Source organism: Arthrobacter sp. P1_C12_2 (assembly GCF_056406415.1).
On record NZ_JBFUAF010000020.1, the window covers coordinates 14,788 to 36,669 of the forward strand.

Below are 21,882 nucleotides of genomic sequence, written 5' to 3' on the forward strand. Positions count from 1 at the left end.
AGATGTGTGTTGCATAACCGAGCCGCGGCAGCCGCCTAGCCTGCGGTGCCGACGTCCTTGGCGTCCATGATCCGGTAGGCGTAGCCCTGCTCGGCGAGGAACCGCTGCCGCTTCGCGGCGAAATCCTGGTCCAGGGTGTCGCGGGCCACGAGCGAGTAGAACCGGGCGGAGCGGCCGTCCTTTTTCGGGCGCAGCAGCCGGCCCAGGCGCTGGGCCTCCTCCTGGCGGGAACCGAACGAACCGGAGACCTGGATCGCGACCGACGCCTCGGGCAGGTCGATGGAGAAATTGGCCACCTTGGACACCACTAGGGTCTGCACCTCGCCGGCGCGGAAGGCGTCGAAGAGCCGCTGGCGTTCCTTGACCGACGTGTCGCCCTTGATCACCGGCGCGCCCAGGCGCTCGCCGATCTCGTCGAGCTGGTCGATGTACTGACCGATCACCAGGAGCTGCTCGCCGGCGTGTTCGGCGACGAGCTCTTCCACCAGCCGGGTCTTCGTCTCGGAAGTGGCGCACAGTCGGTATTTGTCGGCGTCCTCGGCCATGGCATAGGCCACCCGTTCGTCGCGCGGCAGGTCCACCCGCACTTCCACGCAGTCGGCCGGGGCGATGTAGCCCTGGGCCTCGATGTCCTTCCACGGCGCGTCGTAGCGCTTCGGGCCGATCAGGCTGAAGACCTCGCCCTCCCGGCCGTCCTCCCGCACCAACGTGGCGGTGAGCCCGAGCCGGCGCCGGGCCTGCAGGTCCGCCGTCATCCGGAAGATCGGCGCGGGCAGCAGGTGGACCTCGTCGTAGATGATCAGGCCCCAGTCGTTGCCGTCCACGAGCTCCAGGTGCGGGTACAGCCCGCCGCGCTTCGTGGTCAGCACCTGGTAGGTGGCGATCGTGACCGGCCGGACTTCCTTGACGGAGCCGGAGTACTCGCCGATCTCCTCCTCGGTCAGCGACGTGCGTTTGATGAGCTCGTCCTTCCACTGCCGCGCCGCGACGGTGTTGGTCACCAGGATCAGCGTGGTGGTGGAGCTTGTGGCCATGGCGGCCGCCCCGACCAGCGTCTTGCCGGCACCGCAGGGAAGGACGACGACGCCGCTGCCGCCGGCCCAGAAGTTCTCCGCGGCCAGTTGCTGGTAGGGCCGCAGCTTCCAGCCGGATTCGTTGAGCATGATGGGGTGCGGGGTGCCGTCCACGTAGCCGGCCAGGTCCTCGGCCGGCCAGCCGAGCTTGAGCAGCAGCTGCTTGAGCTGGCCGCGCTGGGAGGAATGCACCACCACCGTCTCGCCGTCGATCCGCGGCCCGAGCAGCGGGGCGATCTTCTTGGCGCGGCTGATTTCCTCGAGCACCGGGTAGTCGGAGGTGCGCATGACCAGGCCGTGCTGCGGGTCCTTCTCCAGCCGGAGCCGGCCATACCGGGACATGGTCTCTTCGACGTCGATCAGCAGCGAGTGGGGCACGGGGAACCGGGAGTACGTGAGCAGGGTGTCCAGCACCTTCTCGGCGTCCAGCCCGGCCGCGCGGGCATTCCACAGCCCCAGCGGCGTCAACCGGTAGCTGTGCACATGCTCCGGGGCCCGCTCCAGCTCGGCAAACGCCGCGATGGCGTGCCGGGCTTCCGTGGCTAGTTCGTGATCGACCTCCAGCAGGATGGTCTTGTCACTCTGGACGATCAGGGGCCCGTCATTCACTGGAACAATTCCTCTGTAGCTTCAACGTCGATAATCCGGTGGATGGACAGCACCCGCTCGATCTCCTTGTCCGGATCGAACACCCGCACCCGCCCGCCATTCACAGCTACCGGAACAACCGTCTCGCGGGTGGCATTCCCCATGCTGTCAACGACGTTCATGATGACCCGCTGCCTGAGGCGGATCGCCTTCAGGAGGGTCTCCAGCCCCAGCTGGGTCGCTTCCTCGCTGCCCGGGGCAGCCGCCGGCGGGTGTGAGCCGGAGCCCGGCGCCCGGGCCCCGTCGGCGCGCAGCACGGTCAGTTGGGCCTCGATGTCGGCCTCCGGCGGGGCGGTCCGCGGGGCGGTGTAGACCGGCCGGCCGCTGCCGGGCGCGGGGGTGCTGCGGCGCAGCCGGACGACGGCGGAGGCGGCTTCCTCCAGGATGGGGGCGAGGCCCAGACTCCGGAGGACCTGGGCGGTTTCCCGGGGTGCGGCAGGGGAGACGACCACGGTGGGCGCGATGCGCACCAGCCCGAGGCCGGCGGCGGCCGGGGCGTTGAGCAGCTCCAGCAGGGCAGTCTCGTCCTCGCTTTGGATGAAGCTCGCCGCGGCCCCAACACGGAGCCGGGAATGGCGCGCGGCGGTGTCTTCGATGAGGTACTGGAGGGGCTGCGGGATGGCGGTGGCCGAGTGCTGGCGCAGGAAGTCCAGCATCGCCGCGGCGTCCTGGCCGGCGTCGAGGGCCCGGCGGACGGAGGTGACGGAGAAACGGTAGATGGTTGCCGGTCCCTGCCCTTCGGCCACGGCCATGGTCAGGAGCCGTTCGCTCAGTTCGGGGTCGAGGTAGCCCGGCGCCACCGCCGTCAGGTCCGCCTGCAGCAGGACGTGCTGCAGGGCCGCCGGCAGGTGTTCGCCCAAAATCCCCAGGGCATCATCCGGCTGCTCGGCGGCGATCGCGGCGCCCAGCTGGCTGAGCGCCCCGGAGCCGATCAGGCCGAGCATCTCGGCCTCCGCGAGGATGCCGCGGATCAACGAGCTGAAGCGCCTGGCCATCCGGGGCTGCGTCCATTCGGCACGCTCCAGCACGGCGGCGGTGTCGAGAACGGGGGCCTGCCCGTCCGGCGCCGCGGCCTCGAGGGTGAGTTCGTGCAGGATTTCCAGGACCCGTTTGCGGACCACCGGGGCGTCCGGGCGCTGCGCCTCGGCAGAGAGCGCATTGATGGTGGTCCCGGCCGGGCCCCGGTGGCCGGCCGGGCCCGGGGCGGCAGCATTCACGGGCTGGCCTACGAGGGACGGCGCGCGCTCGCTGGCCAGCCAGGCGTTGACCAGCCACAGCCACTGCTCCTGCCGCGGCAGCGCCAGCCACTCCAGCTGCGGCGGCTGCACCCACGCAGAACTGTCGACGTCCAGGCGCAGCAGGCCGGCCATGCCGCAGAGCTCCGCGAGTACGCCGGCCTCGTGTACGTCCATCCGCAGGGAATCCGCCAGCCGCTTCATCTCCCGGACCCCGACGCCCCCGCTGCGCAGCGTCGCCAGGGGCTGTTCGCGCACGGTGTAGAGCACTTCGCCCACGAGCCGCAGCGTCTCGGCGATAGCGCCCAACGCGGCGTTCCGGCGCAGCCCTGCGCTCGTGTGGCCAAGCCGGGGGACGGGCGGCGCGAGGGAAAAGTTCTCGATGACAAACCCGCCGCGCAGCGACACTCCGACGCTGTGCGGCAGTTCGACGTGGGCGGCGTCGAGCGGCACCAGCAGCCCCCGCGCCAGCAGCCAGTCCACGGGGCCGACGTCGGCGCTTTCGTGGAGCACTGACGCCCGGCGCTGCGCCTGCGGGACGGCGCCCATCGCCCAGTTCCCGAACCGGGCCAGAAGGGCGGCGGTCCGATCCGGTGCGGTGGCCAGGATCTGCTGGAGCGATTCCGGTGTTGCAGTCCAGTGCTGCAGGGACAGGGCTGCTTCCATCGGCGTCGTGGCGGGGGAGATGGACGCCCCGCCGCGGTGCAGTTCCGCGACCAGCTGCACCACGCGCTGCGCAAACGGGGGCTGGAGCCGCACAAGTTCGGTGTAGCTGCGCCCCAGCCCCGCAGGGTAGATGCCGATCACGTCCTTGAGGCTGCCGACCGGAAGGTAGTGGCGCTGCTTGGCGGCGGCGGGAGTCGCGCCGTGCGGCGGATCGGCTCGGTTGACCAGGGCCAGATCCTGCAGGGAATGGAGGAGCCGGTCGATGGCGGCAACCGAGGAGCCGTTGATCAGTTTCTTCAGCATCGCCGCCGATGCGCTGTGCCCGGTATCGGCGTTGGTGCACAGGTGCAGCGTTTCCAGAACCTGCATCTGCGGGCGGTTGAGCCGCTCGAGCGCCCGCTGCACGCTGACGCGTCCGCTGGCACGGGCGGCGAGGGCGGCGAAGTCCGGGACGCCGGGAGAAATCAGGTCCGGCCGCGCGGAGAACAAGGCCCGCAACGATTCGTCGCTTCGTGCCTGAAGTTCCTTGCTGAGCGCGCGGATGAGAGACATCGCTCCAACGTTACCTTTCGCCGGGCCCGCGTGGGCGGCGCCGTGCAGCCACAGCGTCCACCACCAGCGCCACCATGAGCAGGAATGCCATCGGGAGACCGTAGAGGGCCGTCGAGGTAATCCAGGCAGGTGCCACGGCATTGTTGAAGGCCATGGCCATGACGGCGCCGACGGAAGCAAGGGACAGCACAGCAAGCGTGGCCGCAACGATCATGAGGGGCCGCCGGTAACGCGTCAGTGTCATGTGGGCAACGCTAACAGTCCAGCATCCCCCGCGCCTCAAGCCGCTAAAGTGAACCAGGCAGGATAACCTTGGAGATACAGACCAACACGGTCCAGGCAGTCATACCCTGAACCCGCGTATCCATGCGGATGCGGTGACCGCCGGCCGTGTCCCCGCAGAACGAAGAAGGTTGATTACGTGCCTACCGGCAAGGTCAAGTGGTATGACAAGGAAAAAGGCTTCGGATTCCTCGCGGGCGAGGACGGCCAGGAAGTCTTCCTGCCCAAGTCCGCGCTGCCTGAGGGCATCACGGAGCTAAAGGCCGGAACGCGTGTTGAATTTGGTGTAGCCGACGGACGCAAGGGTGCCCAGGCCCTCGGCCTGCGCGTACTGGACAAGACGCCGTCCATCGCCAAGGCCAAGCGGCCCAGCGCCAGGGACCTCGCCCCGCTGGTCCAGGACCTCGTCAGCGTGCTGGACAACCTGTCCGGGACCCTGTCCGCGGGCAAGTACCCGGAAGGCAACAAGGGCAAGGCGATCGCAGCGGCCCTCCGTAAGGTTGCCGACGAGCTGGACGTATAAGGCTCTTGATGACTCAGGAACCTGATCAGTTGCCGGCGCCGGATGCCGGACCCACAGCGCCTGCCGGAGCCAAGGCAACCGGCTCCAAGCAAGGAATCCGCCCGCGCGCCGGCGTACCCGCCTGGCGCACCGGCAAGCCTGACGCCTTCCTGGCCGCCGCCGTCGACGTCGCCCGCACGGCGGTGGAGGGCATTGCCCCCGCCGAGCAGATCGGCGAGCACATCGGCGCCCGCAGCGAGGGCGACCGCCTGGTGACCCACCTGTTCGAATCCAGGCTGCCCGGATATCTGGGCTGGCAGTGGTACGCCGTGCTGACCCGCAACTCGCGGTCCAAGGTTGTCACGGTGGACGAACTCGGCCTCCTGCCCTCCGAAGACTCCATCCTGGCACCGGCCTGGGTTCCGTGGGCCGAGCGGGTCCGCCCGGAAGACGCGCAGGCTGACGAGGCCGCCGACGAGGCGTCCGGCTCCGAAACGCCGTCGGCCACTGATCGGCAGGATACTGACCAGCAGGACGCTGACGAGGCTCCTGAGACCGACGCCGCGGCGACGAACGACGACGCCGACGAGGCGAACGACGACGAGCGGGAACGCTCCGCGGGCGAGGCCGACTAGCGGTTGGAAGCGTCCGGGAGCGTGTTTGGGGAGGGCTGGGGCTGATGTCCACGTTCAAGTCCCTGCATATCCTGAACTACCGGATCTGGTTCGTTGGCGCACTCATCTCCAACATTGGCACCTGGATGCAGCGCACCGCCCAGGACTGGCTGGTGTTCGCCCACCTGACGGCGCACGATGCCGGGGCGGTGGGAATCACGATGGCCCTGCAGTTGGGCCCGCAGCTGTTCCTGGCACCTGTGGCCGGACTGGTCGCCGATCGCTTCAACCGCAAGCGGCTCCTGGTGCTGACCCAGTCCGCCATGGCGCTGCTGAGCGCCGGGCTGGGCATCCTGGTGGTCACGGGCGCGGCGCAGCTCTGGCAGGTCTACGCCTTCGCCCTGATGCTCGGGGTGGTCTCCGCCCTGGACGCCCCTGTGCGGCAGACCTTCGTTTCGGAACTGGTCCAGGACGACTACCTCTCCAATGCCGTGGCCCTCAACAGCGCGTCCTTCAACGTCGCCCGGATGATCGGCCCGGCAGTCGCCGGCGTGCTCACGGCCGTCGTCGGGCCCGGCTGGGTCTTCCTCATCAATACGCTCACCTTCGTGGCCCTGTTGCTGAGCCTGGCGAAGATCCCGGCGTCGTCGCTGCGGCGGCTGCCGCGGGCGCCGGCGGGCAAGGGCAGGATCCGGGAGGGGCTGCGCTATGTGAGGTACCGTCCGGATCTCGTGGTGGTGCTGGTCGCGATCTTCATCGTGGGAACCCTGGGGCTGAATTTCGCCCTGTTCATCGCGGCCATGGTGGGCACGGAATTCGGCCTCGACGCGGGGGCCTTCGGCCTGATGAATTCGATCATGGCCATCGGTTCCGTCGCCGGGGCGCTGTTGTCCGCCGGCCGCGGCAAGCCACGGCTCCGCGTCATTTTCGGGGCGGCCGGTGCCTTCGGCGTGACCTCGGGCATCGCCGCGATGGCGCCGAACTACTTCTGGTACGGCGTCGCGCTGGTTCCCGTGGGGCTGTTCGCGATCACCATGATGACGAGCGCCAACGGGTACGTCCAGACCACCACGGACCCCGTCATGCGGGGCCGGGTGATGGCCCTCTACATGGCAATCTTCATGGGCGGGACTCCCATTGGGGCGCCGCTCGTCGGCTGGGTGGCTAACACCGCCGGCCCCCGCTGGTCCATGGCGGTGGCCGCAGGCGCCGGCCTGCTGGCGGCCCTGATCGGGCTGGTGTGGATCATCCGCGCAAAACACCTGCGGCTCCACTTCAACCGCCGCGCCCGCGGGCTGCGGTACTTCCGCGTCGAAAGCCGGACCGGCGCGGCCGGTGCCCGCCCGGACGGGCAGCCGGACCGCCTGCCGGACCGCCAGTCCGGAAACGACGACGGCGCCGCCCCGGCACGCGGCCGGGACGACGCCATCGGGCGCTGAGGCTACTTCTTCAGTTCTGCCACAACGAAATCGATGCACTCGAGCAGTGCCGAGACGTCGGCCGGCTCGATCGCCACGAAGGTGGCGATGCGCAGCTGGTTTCGGCCCAGCTTGCGGTACGGCTCGGTGTCGACGACGCCGTTGGCGCGGAGCACCTTGGCGATGGCCGAGGCGTCGATCGATTCGTCGAAGTCGATCGTGGCGATCACGTTGGAACGGTCTTCGGCCCTGGCCACGAACGGTGTGGCGTAACCGGACGCCTCGGCCCAGCGGTAGATGCGGCCGGCAGAATCCGCGGTCCGGCCGGCGGCGAAGTCCAGGCCACCGTTGGCATTGAGCCACTGCACCTGGGCATCCAGCGTCACCAGGGTGGCCAGCGCTGGGGTGTTGTAGGTCTGGTTCAGCCGGGAATTGTCGATCGCCGTCTGGAGGTCCAGGAAGTCGGGGATCCAGCGGTTGCCGGCCTTGATCCGTGCCGCCCGCTCAAGCGCCGCCGGGGAGAACAGGCCAAGCCACAGGCCGCCGTCGGACGCGAAGTTCTTCTGCGGCGCAAAGTAGTACACGTCGGACTCCGCCACGTCCACGTCCAGCCCGCCCGCGGCCGAGGTCGCGTCCACCAGCACCAGGGACCCCTCGTCGGCGCCTGCCACGCGCTGGACGGGGGCGGCAACGCCGGTTGAGGTCTCGTTCTGCGGCCACGCGTAAACGTCGACGCCGGCCTCCGCCCGGGGGGTGGGGCGGGTGCCTGGTTCGGCCTTGATGATGGAGGACTCGGCGAGGAACGGCGCCTTGTTGGTAGCCGAGGCAAACTTCGAGCCGAACTCGCCGAAGGACAGGTGCTGCGCCTTGTTCTCCACGAGTCCGAAGCTGGCAATGTCCCAGAACGCGGTGGATCCGCCCACCCCGAGCACCACTTCATAGCCGTCCGGGGCGCGGAAGAATTCGCTGAGGCCGCTGCGTACCGAGCCGACCAGGTTTTTCACGGGTGCCTGGCGGTGCGAGGTCCCCAGCAGCTTCGACGATGCCGCGGCCAGGGCGTCCATCTGTTCCGGCCGGACTTTGGACGGGCCGGCGCCGAACCGTCCGTCCTTGGGCAGGAGGTTGGCGGGGATCGTGATGCTGGTGTCGCTCACAGTGGCTCCAATTTTCGGCTGGTTCGTAGCGTGGCTGGGAGGTGGCGGGCAGGGATGGCTACACGGACACCCTTTTCATTCTGCCTGTTTCATTCTGCCTGACAGCCCCCGGCGATACGGAAAAAGGCCTGTCACAGTCCGGTCATTGAGACGCACGGGAACGGCTGGCCGGCGGAGGCTGGGACCGGGCTCCGGGCCGATCGAAAATTATCCGGAGTAATTCAAAATAGGCTAGGCTAGCAGCTGACGTACGGCGGTTCCCGCCAGGGCGCATCCTGCATGCAGCCCGCACGCGGTACGGTGGGAATGACGCTAGGACTGCGCTCGAGGAGCTGAGCTGAATGACGGATCTGATCGATACCACGGAGATGTATCTTCGGACCATTCTGGAACTTGAAGAAGAAAACATCGTTGCCCTCCGCGCCCGCATCGCCGAACGGCTCCGGCACTCCGGCCCCACTGTCTCCCAGACCATCGGCCGGATGGAGCGCGACGGGCTGGTGATTGTTTCGGGCGACCGGCACCTTGAGCTGACCGAAACCGGACGGAAACGCGCAATCGGCGTTATGCGCAAGCACCGCTTGGCCGAACGCCTCCTCGCGGACGTGATCGGGCTCGACTGGGCCTACGTCCATGAGGAAGCGTGCCGCTGGGAGCACGTCATGAGCGAACGCGTTGAGCGCAGAATTTTCGAGATGCTCAACCACCCGACAGTCTCACCCTACGGAAACCCGATTCCAGGGCTTGCGGATCTGGGCGGCGTGCCCAATGGCGCCCCCGCGGACAGGGCCGTGAACCTGCTGGAGGCCATGGCCGGCTACGGTGCAAGTTCGCGGGTCACGGTCAACCGGCTCGCGGAGCCGATCCAGGTGGAACCGGAGCTTCTGGCACAGCTCGACGAGGGCGGAATCAGGCCTGGCGCGCTGGTTTCGCTGGAGCGGGTGGGGGAGTACATCTCGGTCCGCGTCCCCGATATCGAGGGCGCCCTGGAACTGCCGCCCGAGGTTGCCGCGCATGTCTTTGTAACAGTCGCCTGACCAGCCACAATGCGCCGGTCATGGGACGACCCATGAGTTGTGCACAATTGCGATTACGGATTTATTACCGGGCGGCTTAATCGCCTATAGTTAGTGCCCAGTACCGATACCAAAGCGTTACCTGATCCGAAGCCGAGCCCTGCCAGCGGATCAGTCGCAGAACCACCTTCTGGCAGGGGCGGGGGAACCACTTTCGGCTGCTACTTCGGCAGCCTCGGGGTGAAGTCCGTCAGCGGCAAGCAGCTTCCACCGAAGAATCCCCTGGGGATGCCTCTGTGCCTGGCTGCTTGCAACGGCGGACCGGGTCTTTGATCTCTCTGACCCGAATCCGACAGCTAACTTCGCAGGCTCTCCAGAGAGGAACCGTTCTTGACCACCCAGACCGCCAGGGGCCGTCGCCGCGCGACCGGTCCCGCTCCGGAGCCGCGTCCTGTCGTCGAGCACATGGCCGAACGCCCGCGTGACGTGCACCGCGATGAACGGCGGCGCCGGCGCAGTCCGTTCCGTCAGGTAACGGAATTTGCCGCGGCCAGCGGAGTAGGGCAGAAGGCCGGGATCGCACTGGCCGCAACTGGACTGGTTCTTACCGTGACGGTCCCCGTCACGAGCCCGGTGATGGCTACAAACGCCGGATCCGGGGCTCTCTCGGCTGCCGTGCAGCCGGATGTCACGGCTGCCGCGGCTGCAAAGGTTGACTTCAGCCGCACCGCCGTCACCACAAAGGGCGATCCGGACGGGAAGCTCAAGCAGCTGCTGAGCGCCCAGTCTGTGGGCACCATCACCCGCGCGGCATCGGCGGGCACCCTTGGTGCGCCGCTGGACCAGTTGGTCACGGCCTCGCCCTTCGGCTACCGCGTCAGCCCCATCACCGGGGGCGCGGGGGAGTTCCACCGCGGCCAGGATTTCGCCGCCCAGTGCGGCACGGCGGTCCACGCAGCCGCCAGCGGCACCGTGACCTTCAACGGATGGCATCCCTTCGGCGGCGGAAACCGTGTGGTCATCGACCACGGCAACGGCCTGGAGACCACGTACAACCACCTGTCCTCGGCCTCGGTCCACGTCGGCCAGAAGGTATCCCGCGGTGACGTCGTTGCGATGAGCGGGACCACCGGCGCCTCCACGGGCTGCCACCTCCACTTTGAAGTGATGGTCAACGGCGACGTCGTTGACCCGCTCGGATGGCTCTAAAAAGACGATGGGCTGCTCTCATCTTCTTGTGACACGCCGTGATCTGAATGTGACATTGAATCCAGACTGCTGTAGGGTTTGAAGCACGCCAACTTTTCCGAAGTTGGCGCTCTTGAGTGGATTGCCTAGCTCTGCCACCGCTCAAGGTCCGTTCGCATTACATCGTCTGGCAGGGGCGGGGGAACCAATTTTGGCCTTCGAAAGAAGGCCTTGGGGTTAAGTCGCAAAGCTTCCCAGGAAGCAGCGCGGCCGGGTGACTCCCATCCGAATCCGACAGCTCACCTCGCAGGCATTGGGAGAGGCTACTTTCGTGTCTTCACGCCACAATTCTGCGCGCATGCGCACCGGCGAGGCTCTGTCGAGCCCGCTGGAATCCACATCACGTGCCGCCCTTGCCGGCGCCCGGATTGGATCACGTTCCGCAGGCTCAATCTCTACCGAGCCCGGACAGCATGCAGTTTCCGCTTTTGGCGCGTCTTCGCAGTACACCCTTCGCTAAGTAACCCATTTCGGGGCGATCCGGCGTACCCCCAAGATGCCGGAGCGTCCTCAGCCCGTGCCCGAAAGCGCGCGGTCCAAGGATCACGAAAGAGAGAACTTAATGACTACTCGTGCAAACGTTGCACGGCACCGCGCCGAGGTCACCAAGACCAACTCGCTGGCTGTTATTGCCAAGGCTGTCGGCGACAACGCCGGCGGCGTGGGCCGTCAGGCCGCGGTCATCGCCGCAGCTTCCGGTCTGGTCCTGACCAGTGGAATCGCAGCCAACGCTGCTGAAACCAATGTTCAGCGCGAATCCACCTCCGCTTCGGCCCTGGAAGTCCAGTCCGCAGCTCCGGCCACCATCTCGGCCGCCTCCACCATCGCGATCTCCTACGAGAAGCCCGCCGTGACCACCACGCCGGCTCCCGTCGTCGAGGCTCCCAAGCCCGTCGTGCAGGTCCAGGACGCCACGGCCTCCCGCGCCGGTGGCACCGAGCTCGGCGTCAGCGGCGGCGTCGCTGCCCAGGCCCCCGCCGGCATCGGAAGCGGCGCCGGCGCGACCATCGCCGCCGCTGCCTACGCACAGATCGGCGTGGCGCAGGACTGCACCGCCCTCGCCACCAACGCCCTGGCCGCCGCCGGCATCCACTACCACGGCTGGCCGGCAGGTTACCTGTCCCTCGGCCGCACCGTGAGCGCCGCCGAGGCACGCCCGGGCGACCTCGCCTACTACCAGAACGGTGGCGTGGGCATGGCTCACATCGCCGTCTACGTCGGCAACGGCATGGCAGTGCACGGCGGCTGGAACGGCGGCACCACCGCGCTGTACAGCGTAAACGTCGGCTCCGGCCCGGTCTTCATCCGCGTCGGCGCCTAAGCAAGAACCCCAGCACTTTTCGAAAGACCCCCGCCTCCTGGCGGGGGTCTTTTGCGTTGCCGCGCAGTGAACTTTCCGCGCCGAGGACTGCGCCGGTGAAAAAATATTCGGTGATCCGGCACTTGAGTGTTTACTCTTGTGTTGTCGATCCATAGCCCGACCATGCAGAGGGCAGCCGGCCCTCGTGCCGCTGGCGGGTGCGGCCGTGAAGAGGTATGCGGATGCGCACTCTCGTTCTGAATGCTGGATATGAACCGCTGGCGGTCATCACCTTCCGCCGGGCGCTCGTCCTTGTCCTGACCGGAAAGGCCAGCGTGGTGGCCGAAGGGGACGACCCCGTTGTCGGCCCGCAGGACATTCTGGGCCGCCCGTCCGTGATCCTGCTGAACCGCTACATCCGGCCCAGGTACAACACGATGACAGCGGTGAGCCGCCGCGGCGTGCTGCGCCGCGATGCCCACCGTTGCGCCTACTGCGGCAAAGCTGCGCACACCATCGACCACATCCAGCCCAAGTCCCGGGGCGGGGCCGACTCCTGGGAGAACCTGGTGGCGGCGTGCCTGCGGTGCAACAACGCCAAGAGCGACCATACGCCGGCGGAGATGGGCTGGAAGATCGGTTTTGTTCCGGGGCCCCCAAAGGGGGCCATCTGGCAGATCAAGGAGCTCGAGAAGCCGACGCCGGCCTGGGATCCGTTCCTGCTGCCTGAATCAGCCGCCTGACCTGCCGCCTGATCAGCCGCTGGAATTGCTGCCGGCGCAGGTCAGGCCTGATTCGGTGGCAGCAGGCGGCGCGCTAGGCTGAACCGGTGGAGTTCGATGCCATCATTCTCGCCGGGGGAAGGTCCTCCCGCCTTGGCGGCGTGCCCAAATCCGGGCTGATTTACGACGGCGCCACTCTCCTTGGCCGGTCCCTGCAGGCCGCGGGTGCCGCGGGCCGCACGGTCGTCGTCGGCCCCGACCCCGGGGACTTGCCCGGCGGCGTCCTGACCTGCCGGGAAGACCCGCCCTTCGCGGGGCCGGCCGCTGCCATCGCCGCGGGGCTTGCCGCCCTGGCCGCCGACCACGCGAGCCGGCACGCAGCAGCCGCTCCCTTTACCCTGGTCCTGGCCTGTGACATGCCGCGGTCAGCCGACGCGGTCCGCGCCCTGTCCGGGGCGCTGGCCGCGTCTGCCGCAGGTGCGGCGGAACGGGACGGGCGCGACGGCGTCATGGCCGTCTCGGCCGACGGCCGGAAGCAACCGCTCGCGGGCTTTTATGGCACAGCTGCGCTACAACGTTCTGTTGAGGACGCCGCAGCCCGGGGCAGCCTGGAAAACGCGTCGGTCTTCGCCCTTCTTGCTAGGCTGGACGTGCGGGAAGTTCGCGTTCCCCCGGGGTCCACGGATGATGTCGACACTTGGGATGACGCGTCCGCATTAGGGGTATCCGGCAGGAATCCCGACCGCGGTCCGGGCTCCGGCCCGGCTCTCCGCAGCTGAACTCGACCATGGAGGCAAACGGTGAAAAGCCAGGATGAAACGCTGGAAGACTGGTGCCGTGCCCTGCTCCAGGCCTTGGAGCTCGACGACGTTGAGATTGACGTGAATGAGGTCCTCGCCCTGGCCGGCGTGGCCGCCCACTCCGTGGTGCGCCCGGCGGCACCGCTGACCACGTTCATTGCCGGCTTTGCCGCCGGTCTGGCCTCGGGCTCCGGGCAGGCCACGGACTCCGCGTCTATGGAGGCCGCGATGGCCGTGGCCCGCCGGCTCGCCACGGACTACGCAGCCGCCGAAGCTTCCGGGGCATGACGGCGGCGGCCCCGGACGGCAGCGGAACCACCGCCCCTGGCAGAGACGGCGCTGGAGACGGCCTCGGGGACCCTCACATTCCGGCGGGCGAGGACGCTGCGAACCAGGACCCGGTGCACCCCGAGACGGCCGGCGAGGCTGCGGACGAGGAAGTTGCGGACGAGGACACTGCGGAGGAGCCGCACGGGCACCTGGCCCACACCTGGCAGGAGGCCCGTCAGCTCGCGTTCGACTGCGCCACTCCCATCCCGGCCGCCCCTGTCCCGCTCCGGCAGGCGCTGGGCCGGACCCTCGCAGCGGACGTCGTTGCCCAGCAGGACATACCCCATTATGCTTCCTCCGCCATGGACGGCTGGGCCGTCAACGGCGGCGGCCCCTGGATCCTGGCCGAACCCGGCCAGCGGCTGGCACCGCATCAGGCAAGCCCGATTGCCACCGGCGGCCTCATCCCGGCCGGGACCAAGGCGGTGCTGCGCAGCGAAAGCGGCATCATCGACGCCGACGAGGACGGCCTGCCCGTCCTGAAACTGGGGGGCAATGCGAAACCGGGAGACCCGCGCAATGGCGACCACATCAGGAAGGCCGGGGAGGAAGCCGCCGCCGGAGACGTCCTGATCCAGCGCGGCACGGTCCTCAACCCCGCCCATCTGGCCCTCGCCGCGCTGGCCGGAAGCGACACCCTTCCGGTGCTCGGCAAGGCCTTGGTGCGACTCGTCTTCACCGGCTCGGAGGTCGTGACGAGCGGGATGCCGGCGCCCGGGCAGGTCCGCGACACCTTCGGACCCCAACTCGCCGCCGTGGTGGGAATGCTCGGCGGGATCTGCACCGAAGAAGTGAAAGTGGGCGACACCGATGCCGAATGGCTCGCCGCCCTCGAAGACACCGATCCTGCCGGTGAAAACCTGCCTGCCGACGTCGTGATCACCACCGGCGGTACGGGACGCTCCGGAACGGACCACCTTCGGCGCTCGGTCGCCGAGCTCGGCGGCCGCCTGCTGATCGACGGGATCGCCATGCGGCCGGGCCACCCCGCCGTGCTGGCCGAGCTGCCGGACGGCCGTTATGTCCTCGGCCTGCCCGGAAACCCGCTCGCGGCCATGATGGCGCTGTCCACGATCGGGGCCCCGCTCATCGCCGCCCTGGGGCACGGAACCGTCCCCCCGCTCAGCGAAGTGCCCTGCGGCTCGACTATTGACGCCGATCCGGGCCGGACCCGGCTCATGCCCTTCCGGCTGCTCTATGGCATGGCATCGCCGGCGCAGCACACCGGCTCGGGCATGATGCGCGGCCTGGCCGCCGCCGACGGTGTTCTGGTGGTCCCGCCCCATGGCGTGCAGCTGGGGGAAATGGTCCCCGCCTTCGCCCTCCCGTGGGGTGCGCCGCTGCCTGACGCTTCGGCGGCGGCCGCCGCACAGAAGCCGGCGGCTAAGCGGCCCACCAGGAAAACCGCGGCCAGCGACGGACCGGTGGACTGGAGTGCCCTCCTGGGCTGAGCCCAAGCCTGTTGCGCCGGCGTCAGGACCTGGCGGGTGGCTTCAGGATCAGGCACTTACAATGATGGAACCAGCCAAAGAATCAACAGCTGCAAGATTCAAACAGCCGCACAATATGTTGCTTAGGAGCACCGGATGGGCCGTGTGACGCAGCGCCGCAAGGTGCACAAGATCGTCCTGGACGGGTCCCCGCAGGCCCTCGAATTTCCGGTCCGGCACCGGGAGGACGTCCTCGCCGTCGAGGAACCGCTGGAAATCCGGCTCGGCGACATGTCATTTTCCGTCACCATGCGAACGCCGGGCAATGACTTCGACCTCGTCGCAGGTTTCCTCGTCTCGGAGGGAATCATCTGGGCTCCCGAACAGCTGGTTTCGCTCAGGTTCTGCGCCGGTGAAGACGCCGACGGCATGCAAACGTTCAACGTGGTGGAGGCTCAACTCCGGCCCGACGTCGTACGGCCCGAGACCGGACGCAACGTCTTTACCTCCAGTTCCTGCGGCATCTGCGGGACGGACTCGATCGATGCCGTGCGCAAGTCCTCGCACTACAGCCCCGCACAGGATCCGCTGACCCTTCCCGTGGAAACGCTCGCGGCCCTCCCGGACGCCCTCCGGTCCGCCCAGGAGGTCTTCGAGGTCACCGGCGGTGTGCACGCCGCCGGACTCTTCAGGATCGCCGACGACGGTTCGGCCGAGTTGCTGTGCCTGCGCGAAGACGTGGGCCGGCACAACGCGGTGGACAAGGTGGTGGGCTGGGCGCTCCGCGAAGGCCTGCTCCCGCTCCGGGGCACCGTGCTGCAGGTGTCCGGCAGGGCGTCGTTCGAGCTGGTCCAGAAAGCGGCCCTCGCCGGAATTCCGGTCCTCGCCGCTGTCAGCGCCCCCTCCAGCCTGGCGGTCGAGCTCGCCGAGGCCAGCGGGATGACCCTGGCCGGGTTCAGCCGCCGGACCAGCCTGAACGTATATGCAGGCCAGCAGCGCGTCGCGGTTCCGGCGCCCGCCGCCGGCTAGCGGCAACACTTGGCCAACAGGTTCCCCGCGGCGTAAGTTTTATCCATCGATTAGAGTCGATCGGACCCCCAGCGCTGAAGAGGACCACATTGCACGACGACCGCCGTCTTACGGAAGTCCGGCTTGACCGCTTTCTGCGTGACCGCATCGCACCGGCCGTCTACCCGCGCAGTGTGCCGCTGACGCTTAGCAGCTGGGACGCGCCGGACGAACCCGTGCCGGTGCTGGAGGCACTGCGGCAGGAGTTCGCGCCCCAGGAACACGGCGCGGCCTGGGGCCGGCCGTGGAGCACCAAGTGGATCCGGCTCCGGGGTGAGGTGCCGGACGGCTGGGGAACCGCGGCGGGCACCTCGGTGGAAATCCTCGTGGACCTGGGCTTCAGCGGCGACCTCCCGGGCTTCCAATGCGAAGGCATTGCCTGGCGGTCCGACGGGACGATCATCAAGGCGATCTCGCCACGGAACCAGTACATCCCACTCAAGCTCCTGGGCAGCGGGATGGCCGTCGACTTCTACGTCGAGGCCGCGGCCAACCCCGACTTGTCCCAGAACTGGACCTTCGCAGCCACCCCCTACGGTGACAAAGCGACGTCGGGCAGCGAGCCGAAGTACCGCCTCGGCAGGATCGCCATCGCCGAACGCAACCAGACGGTCTGGGAACTGCAGCAGGACATCCTCACGCTCAGCGGGCTCATGCACGAGCTGCCCATGGACCTGCCCCGCCGCCACGAAATCCTGCGGGCACTCGAACGCATGCTGGACATCATGGACCCCGACGACGTTGCCGGGACCGCAGAGGCCGGACGGGCCGCCTTGGCCGGTGTCCTGTCCCGGCCGGCCTACGCCTCGGCACACCAGCTCGTGGCCACGGGCCACGCCCACATCGATTCGGCCTGGTTGTGGCCGGTCCGGGAAACCATCCGCAAGTGCGCCCGGACGTTCTCCAACGTCGTCGCACTGATGGACGAGGATCCCGATTTCATCTTTTCGTGCTCCTCAGCCCAGCAGCTCGCGTGGATGAAGGAGTACTATCCGGAGCTCTTCGGGCGCATCCGGGACAAGGTCCGCGCCGGCCAGTTCGTTCCCGTCGGCGGGATGTGGGTCGAATCAGACTCCAACATGCCCGGCGGCGAGGCCATGGCGCGGCAGTTCCTCGAGGGCAAAAGCTTCTTCCTGGCCGAATTCGGAATCGATTGCCAGGAGGCCTGGCTGCCGGACACGTTCGGGTATTCCGCCGCCCTGCCGCAGATCATCAGGGCCGCAGGCAGCCGCTGGTTCCTGACCCAGAAGATCTCATGGAACCAGGTCAACAAGATGCCCCACCACACCTTCAACTGGGAGGGGATCGACGGCACCCGGGTGTTCACCCATTTCCCGCCGGTGGACAGCTACAACTCCGATCTCAGCGCCCGGGACCTGGCGCACGCAGAACGGAACTACCGGGACCACGGACGCGGAGGCACCTCGCTGGTTCCGTTCGGGTACGGCGACGGCGGCGGGGGACCCACCCGCGAGATGCTGGCCGCGGCGCAGCGCGCGGCGGACCTGGAAGGATCCCCGAAGGTGCGGCTCGGCTCGGCTGCCAGCTTCTTTAGCCAGGCCCAGGCCGAGTATGAGCCCCTGCCGGTCTGGGTGGGGGAGATGTACCTGGAACTGCACCGCGGCACCTACACCAGCCAGGCCAAGACCAAGCTGGGCAACAGGCGCAGCGAGCACCTGCTCCGGGAAGCCGAACTCTGGAGCGCCACCGCGGCTGTGCGGGCCGGGCACAGCTACCCGGCTGCGGAGCTCAAGCGTCTCTGGCGGCTGGTCCTGCTGCAGCAGTTTCACGACATCCTGCCGGGGAGCTCCATCGCGTGGGTCCACCAGGACGCCGAAAGGAACTACGCCGCCGTCGAACGTGGGCTGGAAGCGATCATCACCAACGCCGCGGCGGCGGCCCTCGGCACCGGGAGCCGGGAATTCCTGCTCAACGCCGCCCCGCACGAGCGCCAGGGCGTGCCTGCCCTGGCCGCTGCCGAGCCGGTCCGGCCCGAGCAGCCGGTAGGGGTCATCGAGGCCGGCGGCGGCTACATCCTGGACAACGGCATCATCCGGGCCGTGGTGGATGCCAACGGACTGCTGGTCTCCCTCGCGGACCGTGCCACTGGACGCGAGGCGATTGCTCCCGGCAAGGTCGGCAACCTCCTGGAGCTGCACCGGGACACGCCCAACGAATGGGACGCGTGGGACATCGACGCCTTCTACCGCAGGAACGTTGTCCCACTGGTAGAGGCGCGTTCGGTGACGCTGGAGCGCGACCCCCTAGGGGAAAGCCCGGACGCCGTCGTGGTGGTGGAACGGACGGCCGGCTCCTCGGCCGTGACCCAGCGGATCGCACTCGCCGCGGGCGCCGACTCGCTGGCGATCACCACAGTCGTGGACTGGCAGGAGAGCGAAAAGCTGCTCAAGCTGGGCTTCGCGCTGGATGTCAAGGCGGACCGGTCGGCGGCGGAGACGCAGTTCGGGCACGTGTTCCGCCCCACCCATGTCAACACGTCCTGGGAGGCGGCGAAATTCGAGATCTGCGCCCACCGCTGGATCCACGTCGCCGAGCCGGGCTACGGGGTGGCCATCTCCAACGCGTCCAGCTACGGCCACGACGTCACCCGTAACGTCCGGGAGGACGACGGCGGCACCACCACCACGGTGCGGCTCTCGCTCCTGCGGGCACCGAAGTTTCCGGATCCCGGCGCGGACCAGGGCAGGCACGAGCTGTACGTCACGATCCGCCCGGGCGCCACGATCGCCGACGCCGTCAAAGAGGGCTACCGCACCAATCTTGCGCCGCGTGTGGTGCATGGGGCCCACGGGGTGGAACCGCTGGTCACCGTGTTCAACCATGCCCTCGTCATTGAAGCGGTCAAACTCGCTGAAGATGGTTCCGGCGACGTGATTGTCCGGCTGTACGAATCGCTGGGGGAACGGTCCACCGGCCTGGTGAAGGCCAATTTCCCGGTCCGCGGGCTGCACGCCGTGGATCTGTTGGAACGGCCCGTCGATGCCCCGGGAGTGACGGCAGGCCGCGATTTCGCCGAGCTCACCTTGCGGCCGTTCCAGCTGGTCACGCTGAGGTTTGTGCGCTGAAAGGCAGGGGCCGCTCTCCCGCCGGGGAATCCGGACAACACTGTCGGGAACAACCGGAAAACGCCGTTAAACAGGCTGAGTGGGAGCGGTCCAACCGGACCGCTACCACTCATCCCCCCAATGGCGCTTGGACGGCTGCCTCTGCTTCGCACGGCTGACTTCCGTACACGAAGCGATTGCCGCTTTCACACATTCATGATTCTTTCACGATCTAATGATTTTGTGAATGGCTTACCATTCGTTGTTGCGGAATGTTGCGCGAGTGTTACCAGATTTCTTCGCAACGAGCCCGGACGCCCAGAACAGTCCCAGGCCCAGGACATAGCCCAGGACGGCCAAATAGTTGACCGTCTGCTGCGCGAGGAGCCAGGCTTCGGGAGCAAAGGAAGCGGGGACGCTGCAAGCGGTGGCGAGGGCGCCCAAGCATGTCAGGAGGGCCGCGGCACGCACCAGCCGCGGCAATTGGCTCCTAGTGGTGGCCAGCAAGGCCGGCAGCAGGGCGAGGGAGACAAAAGCAGGATATGTGCGGCCGGCCGCGGCGTAGAACGGCGCCAGGACTGCATTCCGCCCGCCGTTGTCCGCGATGCCCAGCAGGCCCGTCGAGGATCCGCGGGTGTCCATGAGGAAGAAGGTCACTGCCACGGCGACGGCGCTGACGGCCAGGGCCCAGCGTCCGGCCGGGCCCGCAATGTAGCGGTAGCCGCGCTCGTCGGCCAGTCCCGTCGCCACGCGCAGACCTACCAGCAGGACGGCCGCGAACACGAGGAAACGCAAGATGAGATGGGTGAGGTTCCATCCTCCCAGCGCCCCGTCGATCGCCTCATAGGGGCCGGTCACTGAGAGCAGGCTGCATAGGGTTGCGAGCACCAGGATCCAGAAGACGGTCCTGTTCCGCCCCTGGATCGCATCCGGAACGCGAAGGAGGAGCACCACGGTGCAGATGATCAGCGTGCCCCACTGGAGGGTTGCAATCATTCCGGGTTTCCCCCCACGTCGCTTGCCTGCTCAGCCCGCAGATGGTCAGGTTATGCCAGCTTGCTTCTTTGGCGCCCGCTTCGCAAGAGTCTTGGCCAGCCAGATCAGGGACAGTCCGAGGACCAGGCACAGGACCGCCGAGTAGTTGAAGACGTACCGCATGAATCCGAGGGACGGAGGTATAACCGGGGAGAGCAGGCTCAGGGAAATAGCCACGGTGCCCAGTGCCAGCAACGCTGCGCTGGACCGTACCAGGACGGGGAGGCCGCTGCGCAGGGTCCGCACCATGGCCGGAAACAGGGCCACGGTGATGAACGCCGGGTAGAGGCGCCCTGCGGCCCCGTAATACTCCACCAAGGCTGCATTGCGGTCATCCTTGGCGAACACGGCGACCAGCCCGGCCGAGGAGCCGGCCGTGTCCATCATGAGGAAGACCAGCACAACCACCGCCGAGGCAGCTGCGGCTACCGCAATTCCAACAGGGCCGGTGATGAGCTGCAGGGCGTCGCACGCGCTGAAGCCCCGGGCCACCCGGACACCAAGAAAGAAGATGACGGCGAAAATGACGAAGCGCAGCACCAGGTTGGCGATGTTCATGCCTCCCAGGGCTTGGTCCACCGCCAGGTACGGGGCATCGATGCTGAGCAGGATCGCCAGGGTCATGAGCGCAAAGATCCAGAACAGGGATCGGTTCTCGCCCCGGAGGACGCTGGGCACGCGGACAAGCGTGGCGACGCAGCACACCGCCAGCGTGGTCCACTGCAGGATCGCGATCATCCGAGGTTCTCCCAAATCTTTTCTGTTTGTGCCTGCTCCTGCTCATGGCGCCGCAACGATTTTCCGAGCGCCTGAAGCCGCTCCCCGGCCAGGGCGCTCAGTTCGCCGTCGGAAAGGGCGTCCAACGCGGCCTGCCTCGCCCCTGGCGTCCAGCCGGCCTCAGCCTCGGTTATCAGGCCCGTGGCGACGAGCCCGCCCGTGAATCCTACGCCCGCCGCGCGGGCAGTCGCGACCGCCAGCTCGGGGGACAGCCGGTTGGCCGTGAGCTGGGCCGAATAATTTTGCGGTGCCACGCCGGTGGCAGCCGAAACCCGGTGACGCAACTCACCGTCGTCAATCGCATCCACCCAGTTCCGGACAGACGTGGCGTGCGGGGCGGGCGTCAGTGCCGGGGTCATTGAGCTGCCATGGTCTCCATAGCCGCCGTAGGCAGGGGAAGAACGGGAAATGACTGCACGCAACAGGTCCATGGTGGCAACCTGGCTGACGAGTTCGCCCGGGGTCGGCGGCTGCGGCGGGGCGGCCAGCTCCGCATAGTGGTCGAAGGAAGCGAGTTCCGCCAGCGGACTCAAATCCAGAGCCCGGCTGATGCTGACCAGAGTGGTTTCAGCTACTTTTCCGCGCACCAGCTGCTGCGCGAAGGTGGTGCGCTTGATCCCGGAGATCCTGCAGAGATCGGCCGTGCTCGCGGATGGGGCAACCCGGTGAAGCCAGAGTTGGAACGCCTTTGCGGGTAATGGCATCTAGGGCTTCCTGCGGAGTCGATGGGCAGTATTGCTACTGGCATGCGGTAGGGCAGCGGCGATTGGGGCGGGGGGTGACAGCGGCGTCACGGGGTTGGCTGGGATTTTACGTGAGGTGCTAATTCAACTATGCTAAATGGTCGAACCCGCTGGTCCGTACACCCCCCAAGTCCGGACCGGCGGGTTCTTCTATGCCCGGCTGGTTTTCGGCCCGTCGGAACGGGCGGTTTCTCCCAGTCGGGA

At 67.8% G+C, this 21,882-nt stretch carries 19 protein-coding genes and 2 riboswitches; of the genes, 12 read left to right on the forward strand and 7 right to left on the reverse strand.

Going from position 1 to position 21,882, the window contains the following annotated elements:
* Nucleotides 1–35 precede the first annotated feature (35 nt).
* The 3 genes from AC1DZQ_RS18205 to AC1DZQ_RS18215 are packed head-to-tail and all read right to left on the reverse strand — an operon-like array spanning nucleotide 36 to nucleotide 4,418.
* The gene (locus tag AC1DZQ_RS18205; protein WP_476964811.1) at nucleotides 36–1,682 is read right to left on the reverse strand and encodes a DNA repair helicase XPB; all 1,647 of its coding nucleotides are present in this window, start codon (nucleotides 1,680–1,682) and stop codon (nucleotides 36–38) included.
* Complete coding sequence (locus AC1DZQ_RS18210) at nucleotides 1,679–4,174, reverse strand: helicase-associated domain-containing protein (protein ID WP_476964812.1); 2,496 nt, start codon at nucleotides 4,172–4,174, stop codon at nucleotides 1,679–1,681. The genes AC1DZQ_RS18205 and AC1DZQ_RS18210 overlap by 4 nt, the downstream gene beginning before the upstream one ends.
* 10 nt (nucleotides 4,175–4,184) lie before the next feature.
* Nucleotides 4,185–4,418 carry a hypothetical protein gene (locus AC1DZQ_RS18215; RefSeq protein ID WP_476964813.1) on the reverse strand — a complete coding sequence of 78 codons (234 nt, stop codon included), beginning with the start codon at nucleotides 4,416–4,418 and terminating at the stop codon, nucleotides 4,185–4,187.
* A gap of 177 nt (nucleotides 4,419–4,595) precedes the next feature.
* On the opposite strand from AC1DZQ_RS18215, the gene AC1DZQ_RS18220 reads away from it, so the two are divergent.
* Genes AC1DZQ_RS18220 through AC1DZQ_RS18230 form a run of 3 tightly spaced genes read left to right on the forward strand, consistent with a single transcriptional unit; the run spans nucleotide 4,596 to nucleotide 7,011 of the window.
* Complete coding sequence (locus tag AC1DZQ_RS18220) at nucleotides 4,596–4,979, forward strand: cold-shock protein (protein WP_018776003.1); 384 nt, start codon at nucleotides 4,596–4,598, stop codon at nucleotides 4,977–4,979.
* A gap of 8 nt (nucleotides 4,980–4,987) precedes the next feature.
* Entirely contained in the window at nucleotides 4,988–5,593 is a 606-nt protein-coding gene (locus tag AC1DZQ_RS18225) for a DUF3027 domain-containing protein (protein WP_476964814.1), read from the forward strand.
* Between the two features lie 44 nt (nucleotides 5,594–5,637).
* Nucleotides 5,638–7,011 (forward strand): MFS transporter, encoded by a 1,374-nt coding sequence (locus AC1DZQ_RS18230; RefSeq protein ID WP_476964815.1) that lies wholly within the window; start codon nucleotides 5,638–5,640, stop codon nucleotides 7,009–7,011.
* A 2-nt stretch (nucleotides 7,012–7,013) separates the two neighbouring features.
* Here AC1DZQ_RS18230 and serC read toward each other — a convergent pair whose 3' ends face one another.
* Nucleotides 7,014–8,144, reverse strand: a complete 1,131-nt coding sequence (serC, locus tag AC1DZQ_RS18235) for a phosphoserine transaminase (protein WP_476964816.1) — start codon at nucleotides 8,142–8,144, stop codon at nucleotides 7,014–7,016.
* Nucleotides 8,145–8,485: 341 nt separating this feature from the next.
* Here serC and AC1DZQ_RS18240 point away from each other — a divergent pair, with 341 nt between their 5' ends.
* From AC1DZQ_RS18240 to AC1DZQ_RS18280, 9 genes are all read left to right on the forward strand, one after another.
* Nucleotides 8,486–9,181 carry an iron-dependent transcriptional repressor DtxR gene (locus tag AC1DZQ_RS18240; RefSeq protein WP_476964817.1) on the forward strand — a complete coding sequence of 232 codons (696 nt, stop codon included), beginning with the start codon at nucleotides 8,486–8,488 and terminating at the stop codon, nucleotides 9,179–9,181.
* A gap of 150 nt (nucleotides 9,182–9,331) precedes the next feature.
* A riboswitch (cyclic di-AMP (ydaO/yuaA leader) is annotated at nucleotides 9,332–9,546 on the forward strand.
* A gap of 4 nt (nucleotides 9,547–9,550) precedes the next feature.
* Nucleotides 9,551–10,369 carry a M23 family metallopeptidase gene (locus AC1DZQ_RS18245; RefSeq protein ID WP_476964818.1) on the forward strand — a complete coding sequence of 273 codons (819 nt, stop codon included), beginning with the start codon at nucleotides 9,551–9,553 and terminating at the stop codon, nucleotides 10,367–10,369.
* A 136-nt stretch (nucleotides 10,370–10,505) separates the two neighbouring features.
* A riboswitch (cyclic di-AMP (ydaO/yuaA leader) is annotated at nucleotides 10,506–10,675 on the forward strand.
* A gap of 295 nt (nucleotides 10,676–10,970) precedes the next feature.
* Nucleotides 10,971–11,729 (forward strand): NlpC/P60 family protein, encoded by a 759-nt coding sequence (locus tag AC1DZQ_RS18250; RefSeq protein WP_476964819.1) that lies wholly within the window; start codon nucleotides 10,971–10,973, stop codon nucleotides 11,727–11,729.
* 221 nt (nucleotides 11,730–11,950) lie between these two features.
* Nucleotides 11,951–12,451 (forward strand): HNH endonuclease, encoded by a 501-nt coding sequence (locus tag AC1DZQ_RS18255; protein WP_026266867.1) that lies wholly within the window; start codon nucleotides 11,951–11,953, stop codon nucleotides 12,449–12,451.
* Nucleotides 12,452–12,537: 86 nt separating this feature from the next.
* Complete coding sequence (gene mobA / locus AC1DZQ_RS18260) at nucleotides 12,538–13,209, forward strand: molybdenum cofactor guanylyltransferase (RefSeq protein ID WP_476964820.1); 672 nt, start codon at nucleotides 12,538–12,540, stop codon at nucleotides 13,207–13,209.
* A gap of 21 nt (nucleotides 13,210–13,230) precedes the next feature.
* Entirely contained in the window at nucleotides 13,231–13,518 is a 288-nt protein-coding gene (locus tag AC1DZQ_RS18265; RefSeq protein ID WP_476964821.1) for a DUF6457 domain-containing protein, read from the forward strand.
* The gene (locus AC1DZQ_RS18270; RefSeq protein WP_476964822.1) at nucleotides 13,515–15,011 is read left to right on the forward strand and encodes a molybdopterin molybdotransferase MoeA; all 1,497 of its coding nucleotides are present in this window, start codon (nucleotides 13,515–13,517) and stop codon (nucleotides 15,009–15,011) included. Before AC1DZQ_RS18265 ends, AC1DZQ_RS18270 begins: the two co-directional genes overlap by 4 nt.
* 135 nt (nucleotides 15,012–15,146) lie before the next feature.
* Nucleotides 15,147–16,019 (forward strand): formate dehydrogenase accessory sulfurtransferase FdhD, encoded by an 873-nt coding sequence (fdhD, locus tag AC1DZQ_RS18275; RefSeq protein ID WP_476964823.1) that lies wholly within the window; start codon nucleotides 15,147–15,149, stop codon nucleotides 16,017–16,019.
* An 89-nt stretch (nucleotides 16,020–16,108) separates the two neighbouring features.
* A complete protein-coding gene (locus AC1DZQ_RS18280; protein WP_476964824.1) occupies nucleotides 16,109–19,144 on the forward strand; it encodes an alpha-mannosidase in 3,036 nt (1,011 codons plus the stop codon).
* A gap of 231 nt (nucleotides 19,145–19,375) precedes the next feature.
* On the opposite strand, the gene AC1DZQ_RS18285 is transcribed toward AC1DZQ_RS18280, so the two are convergent.
* From AC1DZQ_RS18285 to AC1DZQ_RS18295, 3 genes are read right to left on the reverse strand one after another with little or no spacing between them, the layout of a single operon-like run.
* Entirely contained in the window at nucleotides 19,376–20,119 is a 744-nt protein-coding gene (locus tag AC1DZQ_RS18285; protein WP_476964825.1) for a hypothetical protein, read from the reverse strand.
* Between the two features lie 45 nt (nucleotides 20,120–20,164).
* Nucleotides 20,165–20,896, reverse strand: coding sequence for a hypothetical protein (locus AC1DZQ_RS18290; RefSeq protein WP_476964826.1), 732 nt, complete (start codon nucleotides 20,894–20,896; stop codon nucleotides 20,165–20,167).
* Nucleotides 20,893–21,639 (reverse strand): hypothetical protein, encoded by a 747-nt coding sequence (locus AC1DZQ_RS18295; protein ID WP_476964827.1) that lies wholly within the window; start codon nucleotides 21,637–21,639, stop codon nucleotides 20,893–20,895. Before AC1DZQ_RS18295 ends, AC1DZQ_RS18290 begins: the two co-directional genes overlap by 4 nt.
* Nucleotides 21,640–21,882 lie beyond the last annotated feature (243 nt).

What these genes read in the sequence shown, in the direction of transcription:
- AC1DZQ_RS18210 (WP_476964812.1), bottom strand. Translation starts at nt 4,174, where the DNA reads ATGTCTCTCATCCGCGCGCTCAGCAAGGAACTTCAGGCACGAAGCGAC.
- AC1DZQ_RS18215 (WP_476964813.1), bottom strand. Translation starts at nt 4,418, where the DNA reads ATGACACTGACGCGTTACCGGCGGCCCCTCATGATCGTTGCGGCCACG.
- AC1DZQ_RS18225 (WP_476964814.1), top strand. Translation starts at nt 4,988, where the DNA reads ATGACTCAGGAACCTGATCAGTTGCCGGCGCCGGATGCCGGACCCACA.
- AC1DZQ_RS18230 (WP_476964815.1), top strand. Translation starts at nt 5,638, where the DNA reads ATGTCCACGTTCAAGTCCCTGCATATCCTGAACTACCGGATCTGGTTC.
- AC1DZQ_RS18240 (WP_476964817.1), top strand. Translation starts at nt 8,486, where the DNA reads ATGACGGATCTGATCGATACCACGGAGATGTATCTTCGGACCATTCTG.
- AC1DZQ_RS18250 (WP_476964819.1), top strand. Translation starts at nt 10,971, where the DNA reads ATGACTACTCGTGCAAACGTTGCACGGCACCGCGCCGAGGTCACCAAG.
- AC1DZQ_RS18255 (WP_026266867.1), top strand. Translation starts at nt 11,951, where the DNA reads ATGCGCACTCTCGTTCTGAATGCTGGATATGAACCGCTGGCGGTCATC.
- AC1DZQ_RS18270 (WP_476964822.1), top strand. Translation starts at nt 13,515, where the DNA reads ATGACGGCGGCGGCCCCGGACGGCAGCGGAACCACCGCCCCTGGCAGA.
- fdhD (WP_476964823.1), top strand. Translation starts at nt 15,147, where the DNA reads ATGGGCCGTGTGACGCAGCGCCGCAAGGTGCACAAGATCGTCCTGGAC.
- AC1DZQ_RS18285 (WP_476964825.1), bottom strand. Translation starts at nt 20,119, where the DNA reads ATGATTGCAACCCTCCAGTGGGGCACGCTGATCATCTGCACCGTGGTG.
- AC1DZQ_RS18290 (WP_476964826.1), bottom strand. Translation starts at nt 20,896, where the DNA reads ATGATCGCGATCCTGCAGTGGACCACGCTGGCGGTGTGCTGCGTCGCC.
- AC1DZQ_RS18295 (WP_476964827.1), bottom strand. Translation starts at nt 21,639, where the DNA reads ATGCCATTACCCGCAAAGGCGTTCCAACTCTGGCTTCACCGGGTTGCC.